The organism is Nannocystis pusilla (assembly GCF_020073745.1).
Taxonomy (GTDB): domain Bacteria; phylum Myxococcota_A; class Polyangia; order Nannocystales; family Nannocystaceae; genus Nannocystis; species Nannocystis radixulma.
On record NZ_JAIRAU010000045.1, the window covers coordinates 1 to 21,322 of the forward strand.

A 21,322-nucleotide genomic window follows, 5' to 3' on the forward strand; every position below is an offset into this window, starting at 1 on the left:
CAACTCGGGCGACGACACCGCCGGCGCCGGCAACACCGACACGCAGGCGAGCACGACCGACACGACCGACGGCAGCACCGCCGGCGATCCGACCGGCGGCGCCAGCGAGAGCGACACCACCGTGCCGACGACCTCGAACGGCAGCAACTCCGGCGCGAGCGACACCGACGACACCACGACCACCACCGGCATGACGGCGACGAGCACCACGAGCGAGCCGACCACCGAGACCGGTCCCGAAACCACCACGACCACCAGCGACAGCGACACCACCACCACCGGCGACACCACGACGATGGGCGTCGACGACACCGGGATGACCGACACGAGCAGCACCACCGGCGAGCCCGACACCACCACCGGCGAGCCCGACACCACCACCGGCGACCTCCCGTGCGGCAGCGTGCTCAAGGCGACCATCCGCGACTTCGCCTTCGCCCACCCCGACTTCGAGAACTACAGCGGCAACAACGCCTACAAGGGCCTCGTCGAGGAAAACCTCGGCCTCGACGACAAGCCGGTCTACGCCCACCCCGGCCCGACCCCGCAGACCAGCGGGCCCGACGCGTTCGCCCAGTGGTACAACGACGTCCCCGGCGTCAATCACACCTTCCAGGTCGACCTCCCGCTCACCGAGGTCATGCCCGGCCTCTATCAATTCGCCGACAACACCTTCTTCCCCATCGACGGCCTCGGCTTCGGCAACGAGGGCCAGCCCAACAACTTCGCCTTCACCACCGAGATCCACACGACCTTCGCCTATAACGGCGGCGAGGTGTTCACGTTCATCGGCGACGACGACGTCTGGGTGTTCATCAACGGCAAGCTCGCGCTCGACCTCGGCGGCCTCCACCCGCAGCTCACCGACTCCGTGAACCTCGACGACAGCGCCGCCTACCTCGGCATCACCCCGGGCATGTCCTACTCGATGGACATCTTCCACGCCGAGCGCCACACCGACCAGTCGAACTTCCGCATCGACACCACCATCGCCTGCTTCGTGCCGATGTGACCCAAGGACTTGACCGACGGCCGGGCGCGTGCGACCTCATCGACAGATGGAAGACGAGGCGCACGGCGACGAGGCGGAGCTCGCCCGCGAACGGCTGTCGCAGCTGCGCGGGGTGCTGCGCCTCGTCGGCGCGACCGTCGACGGCGGCGCCGGCGTCGCGCAGGACATGCACCGGACGATCGCCGACACCGCGGGTCGTCTGCTCGCGCCCGTGCCGGTCGCGGCGGCCGCGGAGCAGCTGCACGCCGGCGTGTGCGACGCGGTCTACGCCTGCGTGCGCGGCAGTAGCCGGCTGGTCTTCAAGGCGCTCGACGCCGCACTCGAGCGCGGCGGGCCGCTCCTCACCCCTCCGAGGGCGTTGCCCGGCCCGCTCGTCGGGGTGCTGCACGGAGTCGTCGGCGATCGCCTGGTCCGCGACGCCAATCCGATGCACATCACGATGCAGCTGCGGCACCGCGGCGCGACGCTGCCGCTCGCGCGCGAGGCCCTGGCGGCGGCCCTGGAGCGGGCGAGCGAGCGGGTGATTCTGTTCGTACACGGGCTCGCGGCCGACGAGTCGAGCTGGGAGCTCGCCTCGGCGCGGGCGTGGGGCCGCGACGGCGTCAGCTACGGCGCGCTGCTCGCCGAGCGCCACGGATTCACGGTGCTCCACGTCCGCTACAACAGCGGGCTGCGGATCGCCGAGAACGGGCGCGCCCTGGCGGCGCTGCTGCGCGCCCTGCTGGCGGAGTACCCGGGGGACCTACGCGAGCTCACGCTGATCGGCCACAGCATGGGCGGCCTGGTGGTTCGAAGTGCATGTCTTTACGGACATGCTGTGAGGGACATCTGGTCCGGGCGGGTGCGCGACGTCGTGTGCCTCGGTTCGCCGCACCGCGGGGCGCCGCTGGAGAAGCTCGGGGCGGCCGCGGCCGCGGTCCTGGCGGCGGTCCCGATCACGGCGCCACTCGCCCGGGTGCTCGAGGTGCGCAGCGCCGGGATCAAGGATCTGCGGCGCGGCGCCGTGCGCGACGACGGCGAGGAAGACGATGAGACGCCGCCGGCGGGAGCGCGGTATCATCTCATCGCCGGCACGCTCCGAGGAGCCGGTCCGGTGCTCGGCTGGGCGCTCGGAGACGGGCTGGTGCGCCTCGGCAGCGCGACGCTCCGGGGTGGACCGCGGATCCGTCGCGTGCGCTTCGACGGACTGCATCACGTCCACCTGCTCAACCATCCGCGAGTCTTCGCGTACCTCGAGGCGACGCTCGCTCGCTGAGATGGCGTTCCGACCGCCCCCGGCACCGGTGTCGATGACACCTGCCGTCCTCGCGCGCCGCGGCGAGGTCGTCGAGGGGATGATCCTCCAGACCGCCCGCGCAGCAGGTCAGTGCGTCCAAAGGCGGCCCTGGAGGCCGCCGTCGGCCAGGCGGCCCACCGTCAAGGAGTGGCCTCCGGCCCCGCCGAAGTTGCCGGTGACGAAGATGTCGGCGCCGGATGTGAGGCCGTCGCCGTCGCCGCCGCTGTCGTTGATGCGCATGGGGCTGCCGGTGGTGACGCTCCACTCGATGACCATCATGTCTCCGGAGGACGTGCGGACGGCGGTGTAGATTTCGCCGAACTTGGACAGGGAGATCTCCTGAGCGAAGCCGGCCTGACTGCCGCTGTTGCCCTGCCACGAGATGTTGCCGGCGCCGTCGATGTCCCAGCGGGTGACGAGCAGGTCGTCGTCCTCATCGCGGATGGCGGTCACCGCTCCGTCGCCCCACTCGCGGATCTTCACGCGGCTGGCCGGGCCGCTGGTGTAGTTGTCCAGCTCCGTGAAGTCTCCGGCGGCGTCGATGGCGAGCGTCTTGAGCTGCAGGTTCCCGCTGTTGTTGCGAAACGCGACCACGACCGACTGATCGATGGTGCTGCCGATCGAGTCGATGTCGATCTGGGAGGCGTTGCCGAACGTGATCGTGTCCAGCTCGACGACCTCCACGTCGCTGGTTCCGGGGAGGTCGACGATGTCCCACGATGTGAGCTGCAGGCTCCCCCCCGCGGTGCGAACCGCGGTGACGACCCGGTCGGAGGAGTCGGGGTGGCTGGTATCAAACGACACCTGGGTGACGGCGACTTCGCTGATCGCGGCGCCAGGGAACCCGCTGAGCACGTTGTCACCCAGCCGAGCCAGGGTCTGGGGCTCCCAGACGATGAGCATCAAGTCGCCGCCCCCGTCTTTGAAGGCCGATACGACGTAGTACGTGGGATCGACCGCCGTGGGCGGGGGGAGGCTGGTCATCGCGAGCTGGCTGGTGCTCGAGATGGGACCCGCCGTATTGCTCACGGGTCGCTCGATCCCGGTCGTGACGATGCTGGTGGCGTCGTACCGCGTCAACTTGAGATCCCCGGAGCTGGTCCGAAAGCCCACGACGGCGTTGCGGTAACAGGCGCTGCCGGGGGTAATGCAGATTTCGGTCCCGGCCAGACGCGAAGAGCCGAGCGCTCCATCGTTCAGGGTGTCGTCGACGTTGATGTCGCCGGCGCCGGCGAACGCGTCGCCAGGGGCTGCGAGCGAGAGCGCGGACAGGAGGGCGAGGCTGAATGCCTTGGTCTTCATGGTGGATTCGTTTCGTAATGGTTGTTGGGTCGAGCGCGGCGGGGCGCTCCACGGCTAAATCGCTGCAGACGGAGATTCAATTGCACCGGCCTCGAAATTCTCGATCGTCCCGCTTCCGCTCGACCGTTGGCGTTCGACCGAGCGTCCTCGCCCGTGCTCGACGCATCCCCCGTGCTCGCGCCCTCGCCGGTCGCCGAGACCGCGCCGCTCGCCTCCGTGGACGAGCCCGCATGCTCACTGCTGGTCCTGATCCGGGTCGACGTGGAATGGTGTTCCAGATGAGCGGTTTCGAGCTCTTGACCGATGGTCGCGGAGTCCCGCTGCGCCGTCGCCAAGTACCGCGAGGTCGTGGTCGCCGGGCGCCTGATCGGCCGCCCGGGAAAGCGTCCGTCACCTCGGCGCCGCAGATGGGCTCAGCGGCACCGGGCCTCACCGCCACCGCGCCGGCTCGTCCGCGCAGCCCGGCTCACCGCCGTCGCAGCACAGGCACGTCGGCTGCCCCTCTCGCTCCGCGCACGTGCCGTCGTCGTGGAGCTCCCGCGGAGTCAGTCCGTGGTACCGGCACGCCTCGCGGCAGTCGACGGCCACCATCCGGCCCCGCTCGCACACATGGAGGTTCCGCCCCTCGCAATATTGCATCCGCGTCCTGTCACACGGCGTCCCCGGACCGGAGCCGCACGCCACGACGCCTTCCGCTGCCACGTACGCGAAGTCAAAGCCCTCCGCGCGGCACAGCTCGTCGGGCGTGCGCGACGCGGGCGCGGGCGCTGGCGCCACCATGCTGGCGGGCCTCCGCGGGGCGCCCTGCGGGCGCGAGCCACAGCCGAGCAACAGCAACGCGATGATCATGGCTCGCATCGAAGCTCGCACTACCACGTCCGACCCGCCCGCCGATCCGACCGCGATCGGCACAACCCGCGCTGGTGCGGCCGCAAAGTCGCCCGCCTCACCCCGGGATCGGCGGCTTGCACAGCCCGCCGTTCTCGATCTGCGAGTTCGTGCGGTAGGTGTTGAGGTTCTTCCACGACGGCGGCTCGAACTGCGGGATCGTGCCGTCTTCGCGCACGTTCGTCACGTGATAGGTGTGCTGGTTCCAGATCCGTCGCGCCTGGATCCACCGGTCTTCCTTGTCGCGGATCACCTGCACCGTCGGCGACGGCGTCCCGCCGAACTGGCACGACACGACCACGATCTCCGCCGAGCCGTCATTGTCGATGTCGGCTATATGGGCCGCAGAGGGGCTCATTTCTCGCGTTTGCGGCACTTCGAGCGACTCGATCGAGAATTCGTACCAAAGTTGAACCAAGTTTGACCCGCCGGGGGAGATCTCACTACCGCGCATAACTCGTCGCAGGTGTACGGACCCTACCGAGAATCGACGGCCATGGGGCCGACCTCGGACCATCGCCTAATCGGTCCGACTTCGAAATCGAGTCCCCGTACGGCTCCAAGGGTATCGGGGGCGCGCACCTCGAAGGTGGGAGTTTGACCGGCGGATCGACCATGCGGAGGGGATGAGCGCGGCGTGGCGGCGTAGTCGAGCTTCTGGGTCCCGTGTCCTACGGGAGCGCGCGCTCCGTCCGGGTTCACCCCCAAGTCGGCGACGAGCCCAAGCGCCTCGGCGACCTCTTCATCGCGCCGAAGACGGCAGAGCGGCGGGCGGCTGTTCCTTCGGTCAGCTTCGCTTTGCCGGCGTGCCCTCGGGCTGCTGGTGACGGTCCGCTTCAGGGGCGTCGCGGGCCCGAGCGCGATCGGCCCCTCGGTGCGGCTCACGGGATCGATGAGCGACGGCTCGGCGGGGTCGTATCCTCCTCGACAACCTGCGGCCGCTCCGTGTGCGCCTCGGCTTCGACCGCGTCCATCGGCGCCGGGTGAGGGGTTGCTCGTCTGGGCCCGGCGGTGTCGCCTCCTCGGTCGGCGAACGCACGACGACGAGGATCGGCCGGGAACGCTAACGGTGCGGCGAGTTCGGCTTCGGCTTGCGCGAGGCGAAGTCGAGCTCGGCCTCGTGGGCGTCCATCAGTCGGCGCAGCGCCTCGAGCTGACGCTTCACCGCGCCGACCAGCGACGGGCGCGTCGGTGCGGAGGGCGGCGGCAGCGCAGCGCGACGTCAGGGGCAGGGGGTGGCCGCGGAAAACCATGCCCATCCCGCCCTCGCCGATCAGCTCGGGCCGCTTGAGCCGCCCCGGCAGTATGCACGGAGGCAGCGCCTCCTTGCGGACGAGCCTCGGCGCGTCCGGTCATCGTCGAGGGCGCCCCAGCCCGAGGCGCCGTCGCCGTCGTCGTCGTCCTCGCCGACCACGACGTCCCGACCCTTCGCCCATTAGATCCTTGCGGCTCGCACACGCCGGTGAGAGTGCATGGCTGTGCATCGACGAGTGCGGGCCGTACCAGGTCGACGGGCAGCGGGCTCAGGTTCACGATCGATCGACCTCTTTGAGCGGCGGCAGAAGGCTTCGACGGCGAATTCTACGTCAGCCAGATCCACGCGTCCCCGTTTGCCCTGGGGGCTCGATTGCTCGGCCTGTACATGGCCATTCGGACATGTACAACGGTGTCCAGTGGCCTACGTGGTGGTCACTACGATCAGCTAAAGACTGGCGCGGGGTGTAAACCGGCCGACAGTACATGACCCCTGGCGCAGTCCGCCCTCTCGGCTGTGCGAACCGCGGCACGATGGCCGCCACCCCGCAGCCGCGGGCGAGGGGTGGTCCAGGCGCGGAGGAGTTCGGGCGGCGACGCGAGGCGGTCACGCCGCCGTCCATCCGAGCAGCGCCGCCTCCGGCGCGTAGGAACCCTTGCGTCCCGATCGCCATCTACGGCGTCCCGTCCGCAAAACGCCGGCGCGTCTGTGTTACCCTCCCGAAGCGTCCCCGAGCATGGCCCCCACAACGTCCTCTCCCCGCTCGGGGCACCAACCCACGGCACCGCTGCAAGGCCCGGCCTCAGGAGCACCCCGATGGCGCGTAAGCGCAAGCCCAACGACGATGAACAGCCTGAGCATTCCGCCGAGGCACCTGCCGAGAGGTACGACATAGACCCTGCTGAGGGCGAAGGGGACGATAGCGGCGACGAGCCGATCCCGCAGGACACCCTGGTTTGCGCCCTGACAGGCGAGTTCAAGCCCGACAAGCCCGAGGAGCGCGTACTCCAGAGCTTCGTCGAGCAGCTTCACCGTGAGTACCAGGTCGAGCTGGCTGACATGAAGCGCGACGTGCGTATCGCTTGCCAGGACGCCGCGGGGAAGAAGAAGACCGTCACGGTCGGCATCGCGGTGTACGAGCACGGCAAGCCGCACGAAGTGGACAACATCATCCGCGTGGTGGTGATTGCGAAGGCAAACGCGAAGGTCTCGGACGCGGCGGTGGGCCAGCTCGACCTGGTGCTCTCGAACCTCAGCGAGGAACGGCCGGAGGTCTACGGCGCGTGGACCAACGGCAAGGACCTCACCTTCCGCATGAGGACCTACGACCCCGCCACCGGCTTCCCGGTCTCCGCCGAGCTCAACGACTTCCCCGCTCCCCACGAAACGCTGGCCGACCTCAACGACCCCAACCGCCGAGCCCTCCGGGTGGCGGCAGGTGACTCGCTGCTGCGCGCGTTCACGCACTGTCACGACTACCTCTCGACGCACGGTCTGCGTGACGAGAAAGCATTTTGGCAGCTCCTCTACTTGATCTTTGCCAAGATTTTGGACGAGGAGCAGACTAAGAACCTGTTCTTCGTCGGCGCCACGGAGCGGAACTCTCCCGAGGGGCAGACGCGCATCGCAAAACGCATCGAGCGGCTGTTCAAGCTCGTGAAGGAAAAGGTCAGCGATGTGTTCGACGGCAACGAGCGTTTGGAGATGAACGAGCGGGCGCTGGCCTACGTTGCCGCGCAGCTCGCGCGCTTTGACCTGCTCTCTACCGACACCGACGCCAAGGGCATGGCCTTCGAGGCGATCACCTCGCACACGCTGAAGCAGAAGAAGGGCCAGTTCTTCACGCCCCGAAACGTCATTCGTATGATGGTGGAGATGGTGGAGCCGCAGGCTGGCAAGCGTGTCCTCGACCCGGCTTGTGGCAGCGGCGGCTTCCTCATCGTCGCGCTGAATCATGCGCGCCGTCGGATCCTGGCGAAGCAGGGATGCCCGTTCCCCGACGACCCAGTGCAGAGCGAGATTAAGCGGGCAACGCCGCAGATCCGCAAGTACGCCGAGACCAGCCTGTTCGGCATCGACGTGGACAGCGACCTCCGCAAGGCTGCCCGCATGAACATGGTGATGAATGGCGACGGGCACGGCCATATCTTCAACTTCAACAGCCTGGAATATGGCGTCTATGGCGCGTCGGAGAGTGTCGGCAAGTCGCGCTACCGGACGCCCGAGATGGAACTGCTGGAGCGCGAGCTCGGCGTAGGCCCCGGCAAGGCGCACGGTCAGTTCGACTACGTGTTTACCAACCCACCGTTCGGCGCGAAAATCCCGGTTGAGGACCCGGAGGTGCTTTCACACCACGATCTGGGCCATGTCTGGAAGCGATCGGCGAGAGGGTGGTCTCGAGGCCCGCTCCAGAAGAAGGTCGCCCCCGAGGTGCTGTTCATCGAGGCGTGCCTGAAGTTCCTCAAACCCGGCACTGGTGTCATGGCGCTTGTGCTGCCGAATGGCATCCTCGGCAACCCCGGCGAGCAGATGGAATTCGTGCGGTGGTGGCTGCTTCAGCATGGGGAGCTGCTCGCTAGCGTGGACCTGCCCGCCGAGACCTTCCTGCCCCAGGTTTCGGTGCAGGCGAGCTGCGTGTTCGTCCGCCGCCGCGCACCATCCGAGATGCGCTTGGTTGGCGCGGACGGGCCGAAGCAACGCCCGGTGTTCATGGCGATCGCCGAGACCTGTGGACATGGACGGCGCGGTGAGAAGACGTGGCAGCGGCTACCAGACGGCTCTCTGAACCTCCGCGACGTGAAGGAGCCTGACCGGTGGGAACGTGACGGCGTTGTTCACAACGGTACACGGCCCAGGAAGAACCAGAAAATACTCGACGACGACCTGCCGCTCATCGCCAAAGAGTACCGTCGGCTAGTTGCCGAGGGGCGGTTTACATGAGGGCATTCGTCGTCGAGGAACCCCGCTCCCGAGCGCTTCGGGCGCTGAACTACTCGCCGGCTGTCGAGCGCATCCGGCGCGCGGGTTCCAGCTCGGCTCGCCCGCTGCGGCAGATCGTCAAGTCGTTCGGTCCCGCCTACGGCACGGTGTTCACCCGCCTCGACTGCCACTCCGACCACGGCATCGAGCTGCTGTCGCAGAGCGACATGTTCGCCGCCGAACCGCGTGGTCGCGTGATCCGTAGCGACTCGCTGCACGAGCCCGACGAGCATCTCGTCAAGCGTGGTCAGGTGTTGATTGCGGGCGCGGGAACGCTCGGCGAGAATGAGCTCTATGGCCGGGCCATCCTCGCGGACGACCGCCTCGCTGGGAAGTACGTCGGCCCCGACTCGATGACCCTCGTGTTCGAAGACCCCGACGACGACTTCTCGCTGTTCGCCTACGCATGGCTGGCCAGTCCGACGGGGGTCCAGGCGATTCGCTCGACAAGCTACGGAACGAAAATCCTAAGGTTTCGAAGCGAGCTACTTCAATCACTTCCGGTTCCGGTCGCGCCGCTATCCACGATCAAGCGCGTGGCCGGCCTGATCAGACGTTGCTCATCGCTTCGGGAGACATTCTTCCAACGGCTGTTGCTGGCTCGCGCTAAGATTGAGCGCCTTCCAGACATGCAAGAGGCAACTCTGATGTGTGGAGAGCGGTCTCGGAGGACGATCGAGTGGCGGGGGCCGTTTCCTTCTCTGTGTGCCTGGACGTTCGCCTCCACTGGTGGCGCGCTTCGTTTCCTGGCTGACCGTTGGGAAGGCCGCCTCAGAGATTTTGCAGAGCCGAACGGTATTTTCAACGGTCAAAGATTTGCAAGGATCGACTGTGCGGCTCCACACGGCGTCGAGCTAATGTCCCAGCGAGACGCACTGCTGATCCGGCCGGTACCTCGACGTATCGTGACGCCCGACGTGCCAGCGGAGAAGCTGTTCGTTCGGCCCGGCACCATCCTGGTGGGCGCACAAGGTACACTCGGGGAAGGTGAAATCTTCGGACGGGCATTGTTTGTCACGGAGAAATTGTTGGGCGTCGCGTTCACTCAACACCTTCTTCGCATCATTCCCCGGGAGCCGTTCGCTGAGGCGTTGTATGCGTTCCTCACAACGACTGTGGGTTTTCGACTTCTGCGCAGCACGGCAGTCGGCACCAAGTTGTTGAGCATGAGGACGGACCTCCTTGCGAACCTACCGCTGCCTGAACTGAATGGTGCGCTCGGTCGCAGCGTGAGCGAGCTGGTCCAGTCGGCGTTCGCATCCCGAGACGAGGCAGACGACGCCGAGGCCGAAGCCATCCGCATCATCGAGGAGGAGGTCCTTCCCCAATGGCTCGCCTGATTTACACTCCGTCCGGCGGCAACGGCCCTGTCGGCCCGTTTGAGGCGTTGGTGCTGGAGACCCTTCGCAAGGCCCTGCCGCGCGCCTGGGGCCTCGCGCCGAACTTCCAGCTCAAGCAGCGGGGCCGCGATGCGCTGGAGTACGACATCGTGCTCCTCGCCAGGCACGCGTTGTTCGTGATCGAGGCGAAGGAGTGGTACGGCAGGCTCACCGGCGACGACCAGGAGTGGCTGCTCAACTACACGCCGAAGCGTTGCCCGATGACGACGGTCAACCACAAGTGCAAGGTCCTCAAGACCGAGCTCGGCGCGCTCGGGAGCCACGCCGCCGCGGTCCCCGTGCTCGTGGTTCCTGACAACACAACTATCCAGATCGGTGGTGGTTGGAACGGCTCGGTGGTGAACCTGTGCGACCTCGCCGCCTGGCTGCAGGACGAGCGCAACGTGCCGTCCCACCGACGAGGCGAGGAGCTCGTGCCGCTGTTTCCCGCGCTGGAGGAGGCCCTCCAGGGCAAGTGGGCGGCCCGTCAGCGCCAGCGGCGTCGGCGTGTCGGTAGCTACGAGATCGTGGAGACCTTGCACCTCTCGAACGATGAGGCGATGTACCTCGCCAAGCGGGCCTACATCGAGGGCGATACCACCCGCTACCGAATTCGTACCTGGAAGATCGACCCGAGCGGCAGCCACGAGGAGGTCGAGCAGCGCAAGGCGGTCGTCCGCCGGCCCACCGAGGCGGTGGCCCGTATCGGTCGGCACCCGAACCTGCTACCGGTGCTCGACTTCTCTTACTCGGACGAGGACCACGAGTTCGTCGAGGTCACGGAGTGGTCCGAGTACGGCACGCTCCACGGTTTTTTCACCAACCCGGAGCGCGACCGACTCACGATTCGGGAGCGCCTGGAGATCGCGGAGGGCGTCACCGCCGCGCTCGAGGCCGTCCACGCCGCGGAGGTCGTTCACCGCAACGTCTGCCCTTCCACGGTCCTCGTCGGCTTCGACCGCAAGCCGCGCCTGACCGACTTCGACCGGGCCTGGATTGACGCCAGCCGCACCGTGTTCGCGGACACCGAGAGCCGCGTCGAGAGGCCATATCTGCCGCCCGAGCTCGCCGACGTGTCGAACTACGACTTCGACACCACTTCGGACATGTACTCGTTCGGGGTCCTGCTCTACCAGCTTCTCGCCGACGAGGTGCCGTTCACTGGACCGGAGGAGGCGCGGGCGGCGGGTGGCTGCCCGAAGAAGCTTCCGTCCGAAGTCCGGGCCGGCGTGGACACGAGCATCGACCAGTTGGTGCTCGACCTTCTCCGCATTGACGACTTCAAGAGTCGTCCGACTGCCGCAGAGGCGCTATCGCGTTTGCGGAGCGTGCTCGGCATCACGACCGGACTCGGCCGCAAGGAGCCGTCGCAGCCCCCCGCGCCGGCCCCGACCGAGCTCAAGGTGGGCGTGGTGCTCGACGGGAAGTGGCGGCTCGACGAGGAGATCGGCAGGGGCACGTTCGCCAAGGTCTACCGGGTATTCAACTTCGACCACCAGCGGACCTACGCCATGAAGGTGTTGGTGGACGCCGACAACGCGGATCTCGCCCTGCACGAGTTCAACGAAGTGCAGCCGCACCTACCCCGCAACCATCCCAACATCGTCGAGATCGTCTGGATGGACCGGCTGGGGCCACCGTTCGGCCACCCCTACATCGTCTCGGAGTACGTCAAGGGCGAGACCCTGGAGCCCTACTGCGCTGACGAGCGCCGCCTGGCGTGGGCGGACGTGAGACGGATCGGCAGCGAGCTGCTGGACGCCCTGGAGGCGCTGCACAAGCGCGGCGTCTACCACCGCGATATCAAGCCCGCGAACATCATGCTCGAGCTTCCTTCGCACCGGCCGAAGCTCATCGACTTCAACATCGCGGCGAAGGCGAGCGAGGCGAAAGGCAAGGCCGGGACGCGCCGGTATTGGGCACCCGACGTGATGACCGCCGGCTGGGGCGCCCACGCCGACCTGTTCTCTCTCGGCATCGTGCTCTACGAGCTGATCGTTCACCGGCACCCGTTCCCGCACGACCGGCCCGATCGCGGGCAGCCCTTCGACCCGCGCCAGCTCGTCGTAGGGGTGCAGTTGTCGGATGAGATCGTTGCCTTCCTGCTCAAGGCGGTGCAGCCGCGGGCAGAAGCCCGGTTCCAGTCCGCCGCCGAGATGAAGGCGGCGCTCCTAGCGGTGCCCGCCATGCTCGCGCCGGCCACGCCGCCCCCTCTCCCGACCGACGGGTTTCCGGGCATCCATCTCGCCCCCGAAGAGATCGGCCGCACCGATTACAACCCCTACGTCACCCGGATGCTGACGCTCTACAGCCAGGCGCGGCGCTCGAACACCGGCACGCGGGGCCTCGACGACATTGCGCGACTCACCTACGTCAAGACCGGCCTGGACAACAAGCTCGCCCCGCAGATCACAACCGGCCGCTACCGGCTCGTGATCGTGACTGGCAACGCAGGCGACGGCAAGACCGCCTTCCTCCAGCAGGTTGAGAGCCTGTTCGAGCAGAACGGCGCGAAGGTGACCCGGTTGCCGAGCAAGAACGGCTCGAGGTGGACATGGGAGGGACGCAACTACGAGACGAACTACGACGGCTCGCAGGACGAGGAGGATCGTTCGAACGATGCTGTGCTCGACGCTTTCCTCAAGCCCTTTGAGGGCGAGGAGATGAGCGGGCTGTCGGGCTCTCAAGTCCGGCTGATCGCCATCAACGAGGGCCGCCTGCTGGACTTCCTCGCCCACGGGCCCCGTGCCACGGCCTACGACGGCCTCCGGCGCTTCGTGAACGACGCGCTCGACGGAAATCCGGGACCGGAGGGGGCGTTGCTCGTCAACCTCAACCTCCGCGCCGTGACGGCCGGGGGCGCGGCTTCGCTCGTCGAGCGCCAGCTCATGCAACTCCTCCAGGCGGCATTGTGGGCCCCCTGCTCCTCGTGTTCGGTGAGTGAATCGTGCCCGTTGCTGCACAACGCGAACACGCTGCGGGACAGCAACTCTGGTCCGGCGGTGCGGGAGCGTGTGCGTCGTCTCTTCGAGGTCGTCCACCTTCGGCGCAGAGCACACGTTACCATGCGCGATCTGCGCTCTGCACTGTCGTGGCTTCTGCTACGTGACCACGGGTGCGAAGACGTGAAGGCGCTGCTCGCTCGCGCCGGCCAGGATGGGCCAAGCACACTGGTCGCACTCTACTACACCGAGGCGTTCGCGGACCCGGACGCGGGCGCTAGCCTGCCGGTCCATGTAGATGGACCAGAGCGCGCCGTCGATCGCCTCGTGCGACGGCTCCGCGAGACCGACGTGGGCAGGGTGAACCACCCCACTCTCGACCGTAACCTCAATCACGACCTGGACAGCGCGGTGCCCTGGATGACCTTCGACGACCGCTCGCCGGTCGCTGCGGCCCAGGTGCGTCGGTACGCCGCCGAGGTCCCCCGGCCCATCGACGACGTGCCTGTCCCGAGCGTCGTAGAAGCCCGGCGGAAGCTCGCCGCCGTGCTGCGACGTTGGTCCTACTTCGAGCGCCGCGACAACGGCTGGCGGGAAATGCTGCCCTACACCTCGGTCGCGCTCCTCGAAGCCGTTATTAACGCGACCAACGACGACGACCGGGAGCGCGCCCGCCTCGACCTGCGCGATCGCGTCGTGGAGGCCGTGAGCGTGGCCGAAGGCGTACGGAACCCGAAACTGCGGCGTAACTACCTCGCGCTCAAGGTTTCGCGGGTCAAGGACGCCGTCATCCGCTCCTACCGCCTGTTCCCCAAGGACGACTTCCGGATCGAGGTCGCACTGCCGGCGCACGAGGATTTCCTGGAGTTCGCGCCCGACGCCGTGGAACTGGCGGCCGTGAACGGTCCAGCGCGGCTCCGCATCTCCCTGGACCTACTGGAGATGATGGAGCTTATCCGTCACGGCTACCGTCCGACGGCGAACGACCTCCAGGGCTTGTTCGTGAACTTGCTGATCTTCCGTCACGAGCTGATCGCTACCACCTTCGACCGGGTGCTGTTGTCGGCGGATGACGAGCAGTTCTACGAGGTGTCTGCCGAAGGGCGGCCCGAGGGCATTCGGCTGACGCTGGTACGACACGGCATCGATGTCGAGGCCGCGATGGAGGGCGCATGAAGCTCCGCAAGCAGGACCAGGAGTTCCGCAACCCCCGGATCTTCTACGCCGATCCGAAGAACGTGGACCTCGACCGCGTGCTGGTCGTCTTGTTCCTCTGGCTCAAGACGAACGGAATGCGGCCGGCGACCACCGGCCGGCAGAAGAAGGAGTTCGAGAAGGTCGATGTTCACTTCAAGCGCCTGGCCACGCTTCCCGGCGTCTCCGGCTTCACGGAGAACGAGGAGATCGCCCGCCAGTGGCTCGAGACGGACGTGTTCGACCTCGTGAACCGGGGACGTCCCACCGAGGCGATTGCGTCCCTGCGACCGCTTCACCTCGACGCCCACAAGATCCGCGTTGCGAAGCACTGTCGCGACTACAACTTCGCCGACGCGCTCTACGCCATGCTGGAGCACGGCGAGGGCCGCGCCCACAAGGAGTTGAAGGCGTACTTGGAGCAGGGGCGTAGCTACCAGCCTGGCGCGAAGCTGGACCTGGAGACACTGGCCGTTCTCAAGCTCGTCGAAAAAATCACCGACACCTTCCCATCCGGAGAGAAGATCACGCCGTACCCACCCCTGTGTCGGGGGCAGTCGCGCGTGCTCTGCGACGACATCGAGCGCATCCTGTCCTACAAGGACGTGCCCCGCCCGGTGATGATCGACTACCTACGGACGATCCTTGGCCTTCACCTGGGCATCTATACGCTACGGCTCGGTCGCCAGCTCTCCGGCTGGATCAAGGACTGCGGGTCACACCCAACCTGCCGTTCGTGCCCCGTATACGGCAACAAGGCGGATCCGTTCGCCGAGTGCCCGTACCCGGTGACGTTCACGACTGACATGGGCGGCGACTACCGGAGCCGCATGGCCCAGCTCGCGCAGGAGGACGCAGCGTCCGAGTACGCTCGCCTCGGCGATCTCATCAAAGCTGTGTTCTCGATGAACCAGCTTCTCCGCTATGCACGCGAGGAGCGCATCACAGATGACCCCTTCGACGCGCCATCTCTGCTTGCAAATCCGACCCCGGCATTCGAGGCGGACTTCAAAGCCGTGCTCAAGCAGATCCGTAACCTCAACGAGGAGGACGAGAGCCTGCCCCCGGAGGTGCAAGCCATCTTCGACGCAGGCATGTCGTCGTTCGACACGCTGATCGAGCTCGTCACCCACGTCCGCCAGGCTCACCACATCAAGTACCTGGTCCAGATGATCGACAAGCTGTTCCAGAAGAACTCGCCGTTCGGCGCGCTCGTACAGGGCAAGTCGCGCGCCAACCCGCGCCGGTGGCACCTGGGCGGGCGCACACTGGAAGTCCTCGTCCAGCTCGCCGTGCTCAAGGCGAAGGACACGCCCACGGGTCGGCAGTTCGAGACCGAGCCGATCCTTGTCGAGGACTTCCTGACCTGGGTGGAACGACGCTACGGCTTCGTCATCGCACCCGGCGTGACTCCGGCCGGTCGTAAACCAGTGTCCCTCGACGAGCACCGCGCGTTCCGCGAGAACGTGCGTGCCTTCAAGGATCGACTGCGGGAGATCGGCTTCTACGACGATCTGTCGGACGCCTACAACGCGCAGACCATCCGGCCCCGCTACGAGCTCCGCGCGGAGGAGAGTGCGTCGTGACCGACCTCAAGCCCATCGTGCCGGCCTCGGCCGACGACCACCACGACGCCCTTGCGGAACAGCTCGCCCCCCGCCTGCGCGAGGTGCTGAAGCAAGCCGGCCCTGGTCACCGCCTTCGGGTGACGACGCTGCCCGAGCCCGTCATGACCCGCCTGGCGATCGCCCTGAAGGACGCACGCTGGCGAGTGTGCGTCCTGAGCGAACACCCCACAGCCGCTCATGAGGCGACAGCAGCGACGATCATTCGATTCCGCGACCACTCTGACGTGCCGGTCCTCGTGTTCTTCCCGCCGGGGCCACGCACCGCGTCTGAGGACTCGCTCGACATCGCGACCTTCACCGAGCTGTCGCTGGCTTCGATGGCGCAGCACCTTGCCGACGTGCTCTCGGAGCGCCTCGCGGAGCCGTTGCGCGGTAACGTTCGCGAAGTAGCGAAGCACCTCGCGGAGGTGCGCCAGATCCGACATCCCGACGAGCAGGTCAACTACCTGCTCACGGTCCTCAAGAACGGTGGCACCTCCGAAGCTGCCGGAGCTGCCGTCTACCTCTTCGGGCTCGTACCCGACTTCGAGCTGTTCACGCGAGGAGCCGGGACGACGCTCAACCGGGTAAGCCGGAACCAGAAGGCGTGCGAGAAGCTGGCCGACGTGAACCAGTCGCTCCAGAAGCGACTCCGCGCGCTCAACCTGAAGCCGGACACGCTCCAGCAGCCCCTCTTTCACTTCTTCCGGCTGCGGCACACCGAGGAGCCTCGTGTATGGGGGCAGGTTGTCGCCTGCGATCCAACCGCCCGTCACCTTTCCTTCGACCGCTGGGAGTTCGCCGACGCCGAGACGGACGGAGAGCTGCGGCTCATTCTCGACCCCCTCAACCTGCCCCGCCAGCAGGCGGACGAGGTGTCCGGGGCCGACCGAATGCCGGTGTTGAACGTCACTGGACGCGATCCGCTGAAAGTCGTGTTCCGCTCCGTGCCGAACCCCTCGCAAGCCCCCGCGTGGAAGAGCTGGCGCGTGCAGATTCTCGCCATCGGAGATGGGGGCGCGACCGTCGCCTGGGAGAGCAACAGTTACCCGAAGCCCGCTGGTGGCCGGCTGGCGAAGGTTCGGCGGTCGATCAAGACCAAGGACCTGGAGAGCTTGGACGAGGGCACCTACTTCCTGCGCGTCGACGCCTACGACGGTGACGGCGCACTGCTGACGACCCCGCGTCGGATCGACCCGAAAGACGACACATCCCGCGCCGAGAACGAATCCGAGCCCTTCCTGGTGGTCCGGGAGGACGTCGTCATCGACGACCCGGACGTTCGCACGATCTTCGTGCCATCGCTGCTCGCCGCCTGGCTGCGTGGCGCGCTCAAAGCCCTCGACGGCAAGTCGCGCGAGCCGGTGCCAACCCGCCACGACCTCAAGGGTTCGTGGAACCAGCCTGTCGGCGCGTCGGTGAAGGGCGACGTGCGATTCGACCTGGAGACAGACGGCTTCCACGGCTTCGCTGTCGTCGTTCCAGGACTACTGCGGAAGGTCGAGGTCGAATTCCTGTGCAGCCCGCGAGCGCTCGGCGTCTACCAGATGGTCCTCGGAAAGGCTCGCACACCGGGCGACGTGGAGCTGGTGCGGAAGGAACACGCCAACCTCGACGCCATCCCTGGAATTGACCCCTTCCTCGCTGCACGGGACGAGGTATTCCGGCGCATCCGAGAGCAGCACCTTCCCCCGGGCGCGATGCCAGAGGAGCGGGGCGCCCGCCTAGGGATCGTCGAGGTTGTGGATCTCGTGCCGCACGCCGATGCGATCCGGGCTTACGCCGAGGCGTTCACCGACCTGGTACGGGGCTCAATCGAGCTGGAACCCGTCCAGCGCACCGCACTCCTGCGCTCAATCGCGTGGCTCGACACCGTGGAAATCCGCTGGCCCGCGCAGCCCGGCGATCCCGGGCGTGGGCTTCTGCTCGCGCCGACCCATCCCCTTCGGCTGCTCTGGCACCTTCGGCACACATCCGAGTGCGCCGCGGCGATCGCGGCCTGGGATACCCGTACTCATCAAGTACCGGAGTGGCGGCGCTTCATCGAGCAGATCCGCGACGACCTGCTGCCGCTGAACCTGCCGATGGCGATGTTCGACCGCCGCGGCCGAGCGTACACCGAGGCCCTCCCCATCACGCCGTTTTGGGGCCTCTACTTGCCCGATCGCGATCACGACGGTCGGCACGTGGATGCGACTGCTGCCCGTGACCGGGCGCTCGCCAGCATGGGGGTGAAGGCTCGGTCGGTCGCCGTCACCACGGTCAATCCGGACGATGTCGCGGCGCGGCTGTTCGAGTTCGTTATCCAGCACCCCTACGTCGAACAGCTCCGGCTCAACGTGTTCAACCCAGGCAACGGTGAGCTGATCGCCGACGTCCTTCGCGGCGTGGAGGCCCTGCGCCGCAGCGCCGAGTCTCCATCATCTCTGCGCTACGCCGTCCACCTGTTCGCGCCGCCCAGCCAACTCGACACTGTGGGCGAGGCCGTGGAGGGCCTGCTGGACCCGGAGCGGCACGTCGGCGAGGACGACGAGTTTGCGCTCTACAGTGGCAACCATCTGCACCCGAAATTGCTTGTCGCCCGTAACGACGTGGCCGACTTCGTGGCGGACCACACCCGGTTCCCCGCCCACCTGTCGATACTCGTCGAGCAGTTCACCGCGCAAGGGCGAGTCGGCCCGCTGAGCCACTTCCGGCGCGGGTCATATGTCGGTGGTCTTGTGCAGGAGCCCGAAACCGTCCCGCTCGAAACACCCGAGGGGCAGCCGAAGCAGGTCACCGGCTGGTCGAAGGGCGTTCGCCCGGGAACCCGGACCAACCCTGAGCCGATGGAGCGGCAGCTCGCCGAGGCTCTGGCTGCGACCCATCGGCTCCAAGCGGCGGTCGCGTTGGGGCAGCCGGTAGATCCGGGAGTCGCGCCGGTTCTCGCGCTCCAACTCGACGCCGAGACCCAAGGACTCATCCGGCAAGTCCACGACGTGAGTGACCGGGTGATCACCATCGACCGCCACCTCGGCGTGGATTTCTTCGACACTCCATCGGCCGGCGAGGAGGCTGGGTACCTGCTCGACTTCGCGCCCGAGTTCTTGCAGGAAGAACGGCAGCGGATCGTCCTGACGACGCGGAACACGGCGGAGATCGAGGGCGTCCTGTCTCCGATGCTCCAGGGCTACGGCATCCATCTCCGCGCGGGGGACGAGGTGATGGTGCTGGAGGGCCTTCGCTCACTGTCGGGCCGGCTCGCGCTGCGCCTGGAGGGCTCGACCACCCGCGCGAAGGAGGTGGTGGGGTTGCTGTTCGCGCGCTGGCTGATGGAGGAGATCGGCGCGCTGGAGAATCGGATCGTCATTCCACTCGACGCACACCGCTCCTGGTTCCAGGGGCCCGGACCGCAGCGGCGGGCAGATCTGTTGCTGGTGGGCTTCCCCGGTAACGGGGTGATCCGCATGGACGTGATCGAGGTGAAGCTTCGAGATGACCTGCCTCCTGCCGCACGCGGCCCGCTCTATCGCTCCATGCGGGAGCAAACCGACACCACGGAAACTCGCCTACGGGCGCTGTTCGACCCCGACCTTTACTCGCTCCCGCGTGCCGACCTGGCCTTGCGCGCCAAGGAACTGGCCGGTGTCCTGGCCTTCTACGTCCGTCGAGCCGTTCGCTACCGGCTGCTCGCGCCCTCCGACGGCGACGCCGCGCTCTCCGTCGTCGAACGACTCGACGACGGCTACCGCCTCGACGTGCAGCGCATGGGCATCGTGTTCGAGCGCCGGGGCTCTGGCCACCACATCGACGAGGACGAGCCCGGTTTCGCGGTGCAGCGTTTTGGAGCAAACAAAGCCCGCAAGCTGTTCCACATGGCGATGGGGCGGTACAGCGAGCGCGCATCAACGCGCAGTGACATGGAGTCGGACGCCCCCCTGTTTACCGAGCGCGGCATTGTCGAGCTCGCCGAGGCCCCCGGCGAGGATCGCTTGCTGGACGCGCTGCGTAGCGCCATCTCGGTGCCCCTAGCGGGGACAACGAGACTGTCTCCCGAGGCGCCGCGTGACGCCGCCGGGAACCGCGCGGACGCGTCGGCGCCAGTTCCGCGCCCCGAGCCGAAGGGCCATCCGGCCACCCCCGTCGCCGATGTGAGGGCCGAGCTTCCGCATGAGGAGCCCATCCGTTCCACCCGCCCCGTCATCCCTGAAGGCTCACAGCCTGTCACGGGAGCGACGCCGGTGGTCGTGCCTGACGTGCTCATCGGTTCCACCGAGGTAACCCCACAGTATGGCGTGCTCGGTCGCTCCGGGTCTCAGGCCGTCGCCATCGACCTCAATGGCTGCAACACGATCTCGTTGTTCGGCGTGCAGGGCTTCGGCAAGAGCTACACGCTCGGCGTGATCGCCGAGATGGCGTCAGTGGTGAACCCCGGCGTGAACGTGCTGCCGTCGCCGCTTGCCACCGTAATCTTCCACTTCCACAAGAGCGACTCCTACGAACCCGAGTACGTCACGGCTGTCGAGCCGAACCGCAAGACTTCCGAGGTGGACCGGCTGCTCGTCGAGTACGGGGCGCGGCCGAAGGGCCTGGGCGACGTGGTGCTGCTCGCGCCGGAGGCCAAGGTGGAGAGGCGGCGTCGGGAGTACCCAGGCGTGCGGGTCGAGCCAATCAAGTTCAGCTCCTCGGAGCTCGGCGCGGAGAGCTGGAAGTTCCTGATGGGCGCGGTCGGCAACTCGTCGCTCTACGTCCGACAGATTGTGGACATCATGCAGTCCTACGGTAACGACCTGACTCTGGCCGACCTGGAGAAAGAGATTGAGGAGTCCGACTTCTCCAAAAGCGACCTCCGCTTCGCTAACATCCGCCTGCGCCTTGCCCGCCGCTTCATCGACGACTCAGTGCGCCTGCGGGATCTGCTCCGGCCCGGTCGGACCCTCATCGTCGACATGCGCGACGAGTGGATGGAGAAGGACCAAGCGCTCGGCCTGTTCCTGGTGATCATGAATACGCTCGCGCAGGCCGAGGAGAACGGCACACTGTTCAACAAATTGATGGTGTTCGACGAGGCCCACAAGTACATCAGCGAGAGCGGCCTGATCAACGAGGTCGTGGCGATGATCCGCGAGATGCGCCATTGGGCCACGAGCGTCGTCATCGCTAGCCAGGACCCCTTGTCGGTGCCCCGCGCGATCATCGAGCTGACCTCGATCCTCGTGCTCCACCGCATGACCTCGCCCCAGTGGCTGAAGCACCTCCGCAGCGCGATCGTCGCCCTCGACGATGTACAGGACGGTGCCGTCACTTCGCTCCAGCCGGGGGAGGCGCTCGTGTGGGCGCAGCGAAGCACCGACAAGCGGTTCACCCTCAGACCGCAGAAGATCGCGATCCGGCCGCGATTCACCCAGCACGGCGGCGGGACCAAGACGGCAGTCGATGGGGCGACCACTCGGTGATCCGGGAGGCGAGCTGGCCGCTCGTCGTCGGCCACTCCAGCGGCGTGATCGCG

General features: G+C 67.0%; 10 protein-coding genes. 8 read left to right on the plus strand and 2 right to left on the minus strand.

All coding sequences use genetic code 11. From position 1 onward, the window contains the following. Both K7C98_RS32250 and K7C98_RS32255 read left to right on the plus strand, forming a co-directional pair. On the plus strand, positions 1 to 1,012 hold a 1,012-nt coding region (locus K7C98_RS32250; protein ID WP_224195667.1), incomplete at its 5' end, for a fibro-slime domain-containing protein. Positions 1,013 to 1,058: 46 nt separating this feature from the next. Then, positions 1,059 to 2,267 (plus strand): esterase/lipase family protein, encoded by a 1,209-nt coding sequence (locus K7C98_RS32255; protein ID WP_224195668.1) that lies wholly within the window; start codon positions 1,059 to 1,061, stop codon positions 2,265 to 2,267. Between the two features lie 108 nt (positions 2,268 to 2,375). On the opposite strand, the gene K7C98_RS32260 is transcribed toward K7C98_RS32255, so the two are convergent. After that, a complete protein-coding gene (locus tag K7C98_RS32260) occupies positions 2,376 to 3,590 on the minus strand; it encodes a hypothetical protein (RefSeq protein ID WP_224195669.1) in 1,215 nt (404 codons plus the stop codon). 153 nt (positions 3,591 to 3,743) lie between these two features. On the opposite strand from K7C98_RS32260, the gene K7C98_RS44075 reads away from it, so the two are divergent. Beyond that, a complete protein-coding gene (locus K7C98_RS44075) occupies positions 3,744 to 3,872 on the plus strand; it encodes a hypothetical protein (protein ID WP_263430019.1) in 129 nt (42 codons plus the stop codon). Positions 3,873 to 4,536: 664 nt separating this feature from the next. Here the strand turns inward: K7C98_RS44075 and K7C98_RS32265 are convergent. After that, the gene (locus tag K7C98_RS32265; protein WP_224195670.1) at positions 4,537 to 4,836 is read right to left on the minus strand and encodes a hypothetical protein; all 300 of its coding nucleotides are present in this window, start codon (positions 4,834 to 4,836) and stop codon (positions 4,537 to 4,539) included. A gap of 1,713 nt (positions 4,837 to 6,549) precedes the next feature. Here K7C98_RS32265 and K7C98_RS32270 point away from each other — a divergent pair. The 5 genes from K7C98_RS32270 to K7C98_RS32290 are packed head-to-tail and all read left to right on the plus strand — an operon-like array spanning position 6,550 to position 21,269. Then, complete coding sequence (locus K7C98_RS32270) at positions 6,550 to 8,673, plus strand: HsdM family class I SAM-dependent methyltransferase (RefSeq protein WP_224195671.1); 2,124 nt, start codon at positions 6,550 to 6,552, stop codon at positions 8,671 to 8,673. Beyond that, positions 8,670 to 10,052: a hypothetical protein gene (locus tag K7C98_RS32275; protein ID WP_224195672.1), complete on the plus strand. Its 1,383-nt coding sequence runs from the start codon at positions 8,670 to 8,672 to the stop codon at positions 10,050 to 10,052. Before K7C98_RS32270 ends, K7C98_RS32275 begins: the two co-directional genes overlap by 4 nt. Next, complete coding sequence (mads6, locus tag K7C98_RS32280; protein WP_224195673.1) at positions 10,040 to 14,209, plus strand: methylation-associated defense system protein kinase MAD6; 4,170 nt, start codon at positions 10,040 to 10,042, stop codon at positions 14,207 to 14,209. The genes K7C98_RS32275 and mads6 overlap by 13 nt, the downstream gene beginning before the upstream one ends. Beyond that, positions 14,206 to 15,813, plus strand: a complete 1,608-nt coding sequence (mads7, locus tag K7C98_RS32285; RefSeq protein WP_224195674.1) for a methylation-associated defense system protein MAD7 — start codon at positions 14,206 to 14,208, stop codon at positions 15,811 to 15,813. The genes mads6 and mads7 overlap by 4 nt, the downstream gene beginning before the upstream one ends. Then, positions 15,810 to 21,269: a hypothetical protein gene (locus K7C98_RS32290; protein WP_224195675.1), complete on the plus strand. Its 5,460-nt coding sequence runs from the start codon at positions 15,810 to 15,812 to the stop codon at positions 21,267 to 21,269. The genes mads7 and K7C98_RS32290 overlap by 4 nt, the downstream gene beginning before the upstream one ends. Positions 21,270 to 21,322 lie beyond the last annotated feature (53 nt).

Bases quoted from the DNA above. Each gene is read 5' to 3' on its own strand.
- K7C98_RS32255 (WP_224195668.1), top strand. From the start codon at position 1,059: ATGGAAGACGAGGCGCACGGCGACGAGGCGGAGCTCGCCCGCGAACGG.
- K7C98_RS32260 (WP_224195669.1), bottom strand. From the start codon at position 3,590: ATGAAGACCAAGGCATTCAGCCTCGCCCTCCTGTCCGCGCTCTCGCTC.
- K7C98_RS32265 (WP_224195670.1), bottom strand. From the start codon at position 4,836: ATGAGCCCCTCTGCGGCCCATATAGCCGACATCGACAATGACGGCTCG.
- K7C98_RS32270 (WP_224195671.1), top strand. From the start codon at position 6,550: ATGGCGCGTAAGCGCAAGCCCAACGACGATGAACAGCCTGAGCATTCC.
- K7C98_RS32275 (WP_224195672.1), top strand. From the start codon at position 8,670: ATGAGGGCATTCGTCGTCGAGGAACCCCGCTCCCGAGCGCTTCGGGCG.
- mads6 (WP_224195673.1), top strand. From the start codon at position 10,040: ATGGCTCGCCTGATTTACACTCCGTCCGGCGGCAACGGCCCTGTCGGC.
- mads7 (WP_224195674.1), top strand. From the start codon at position 14,206: ATGAAGCTCCGCAAGCAGGACCAGGAGTTCCGCAACCCCCGGATCTTC.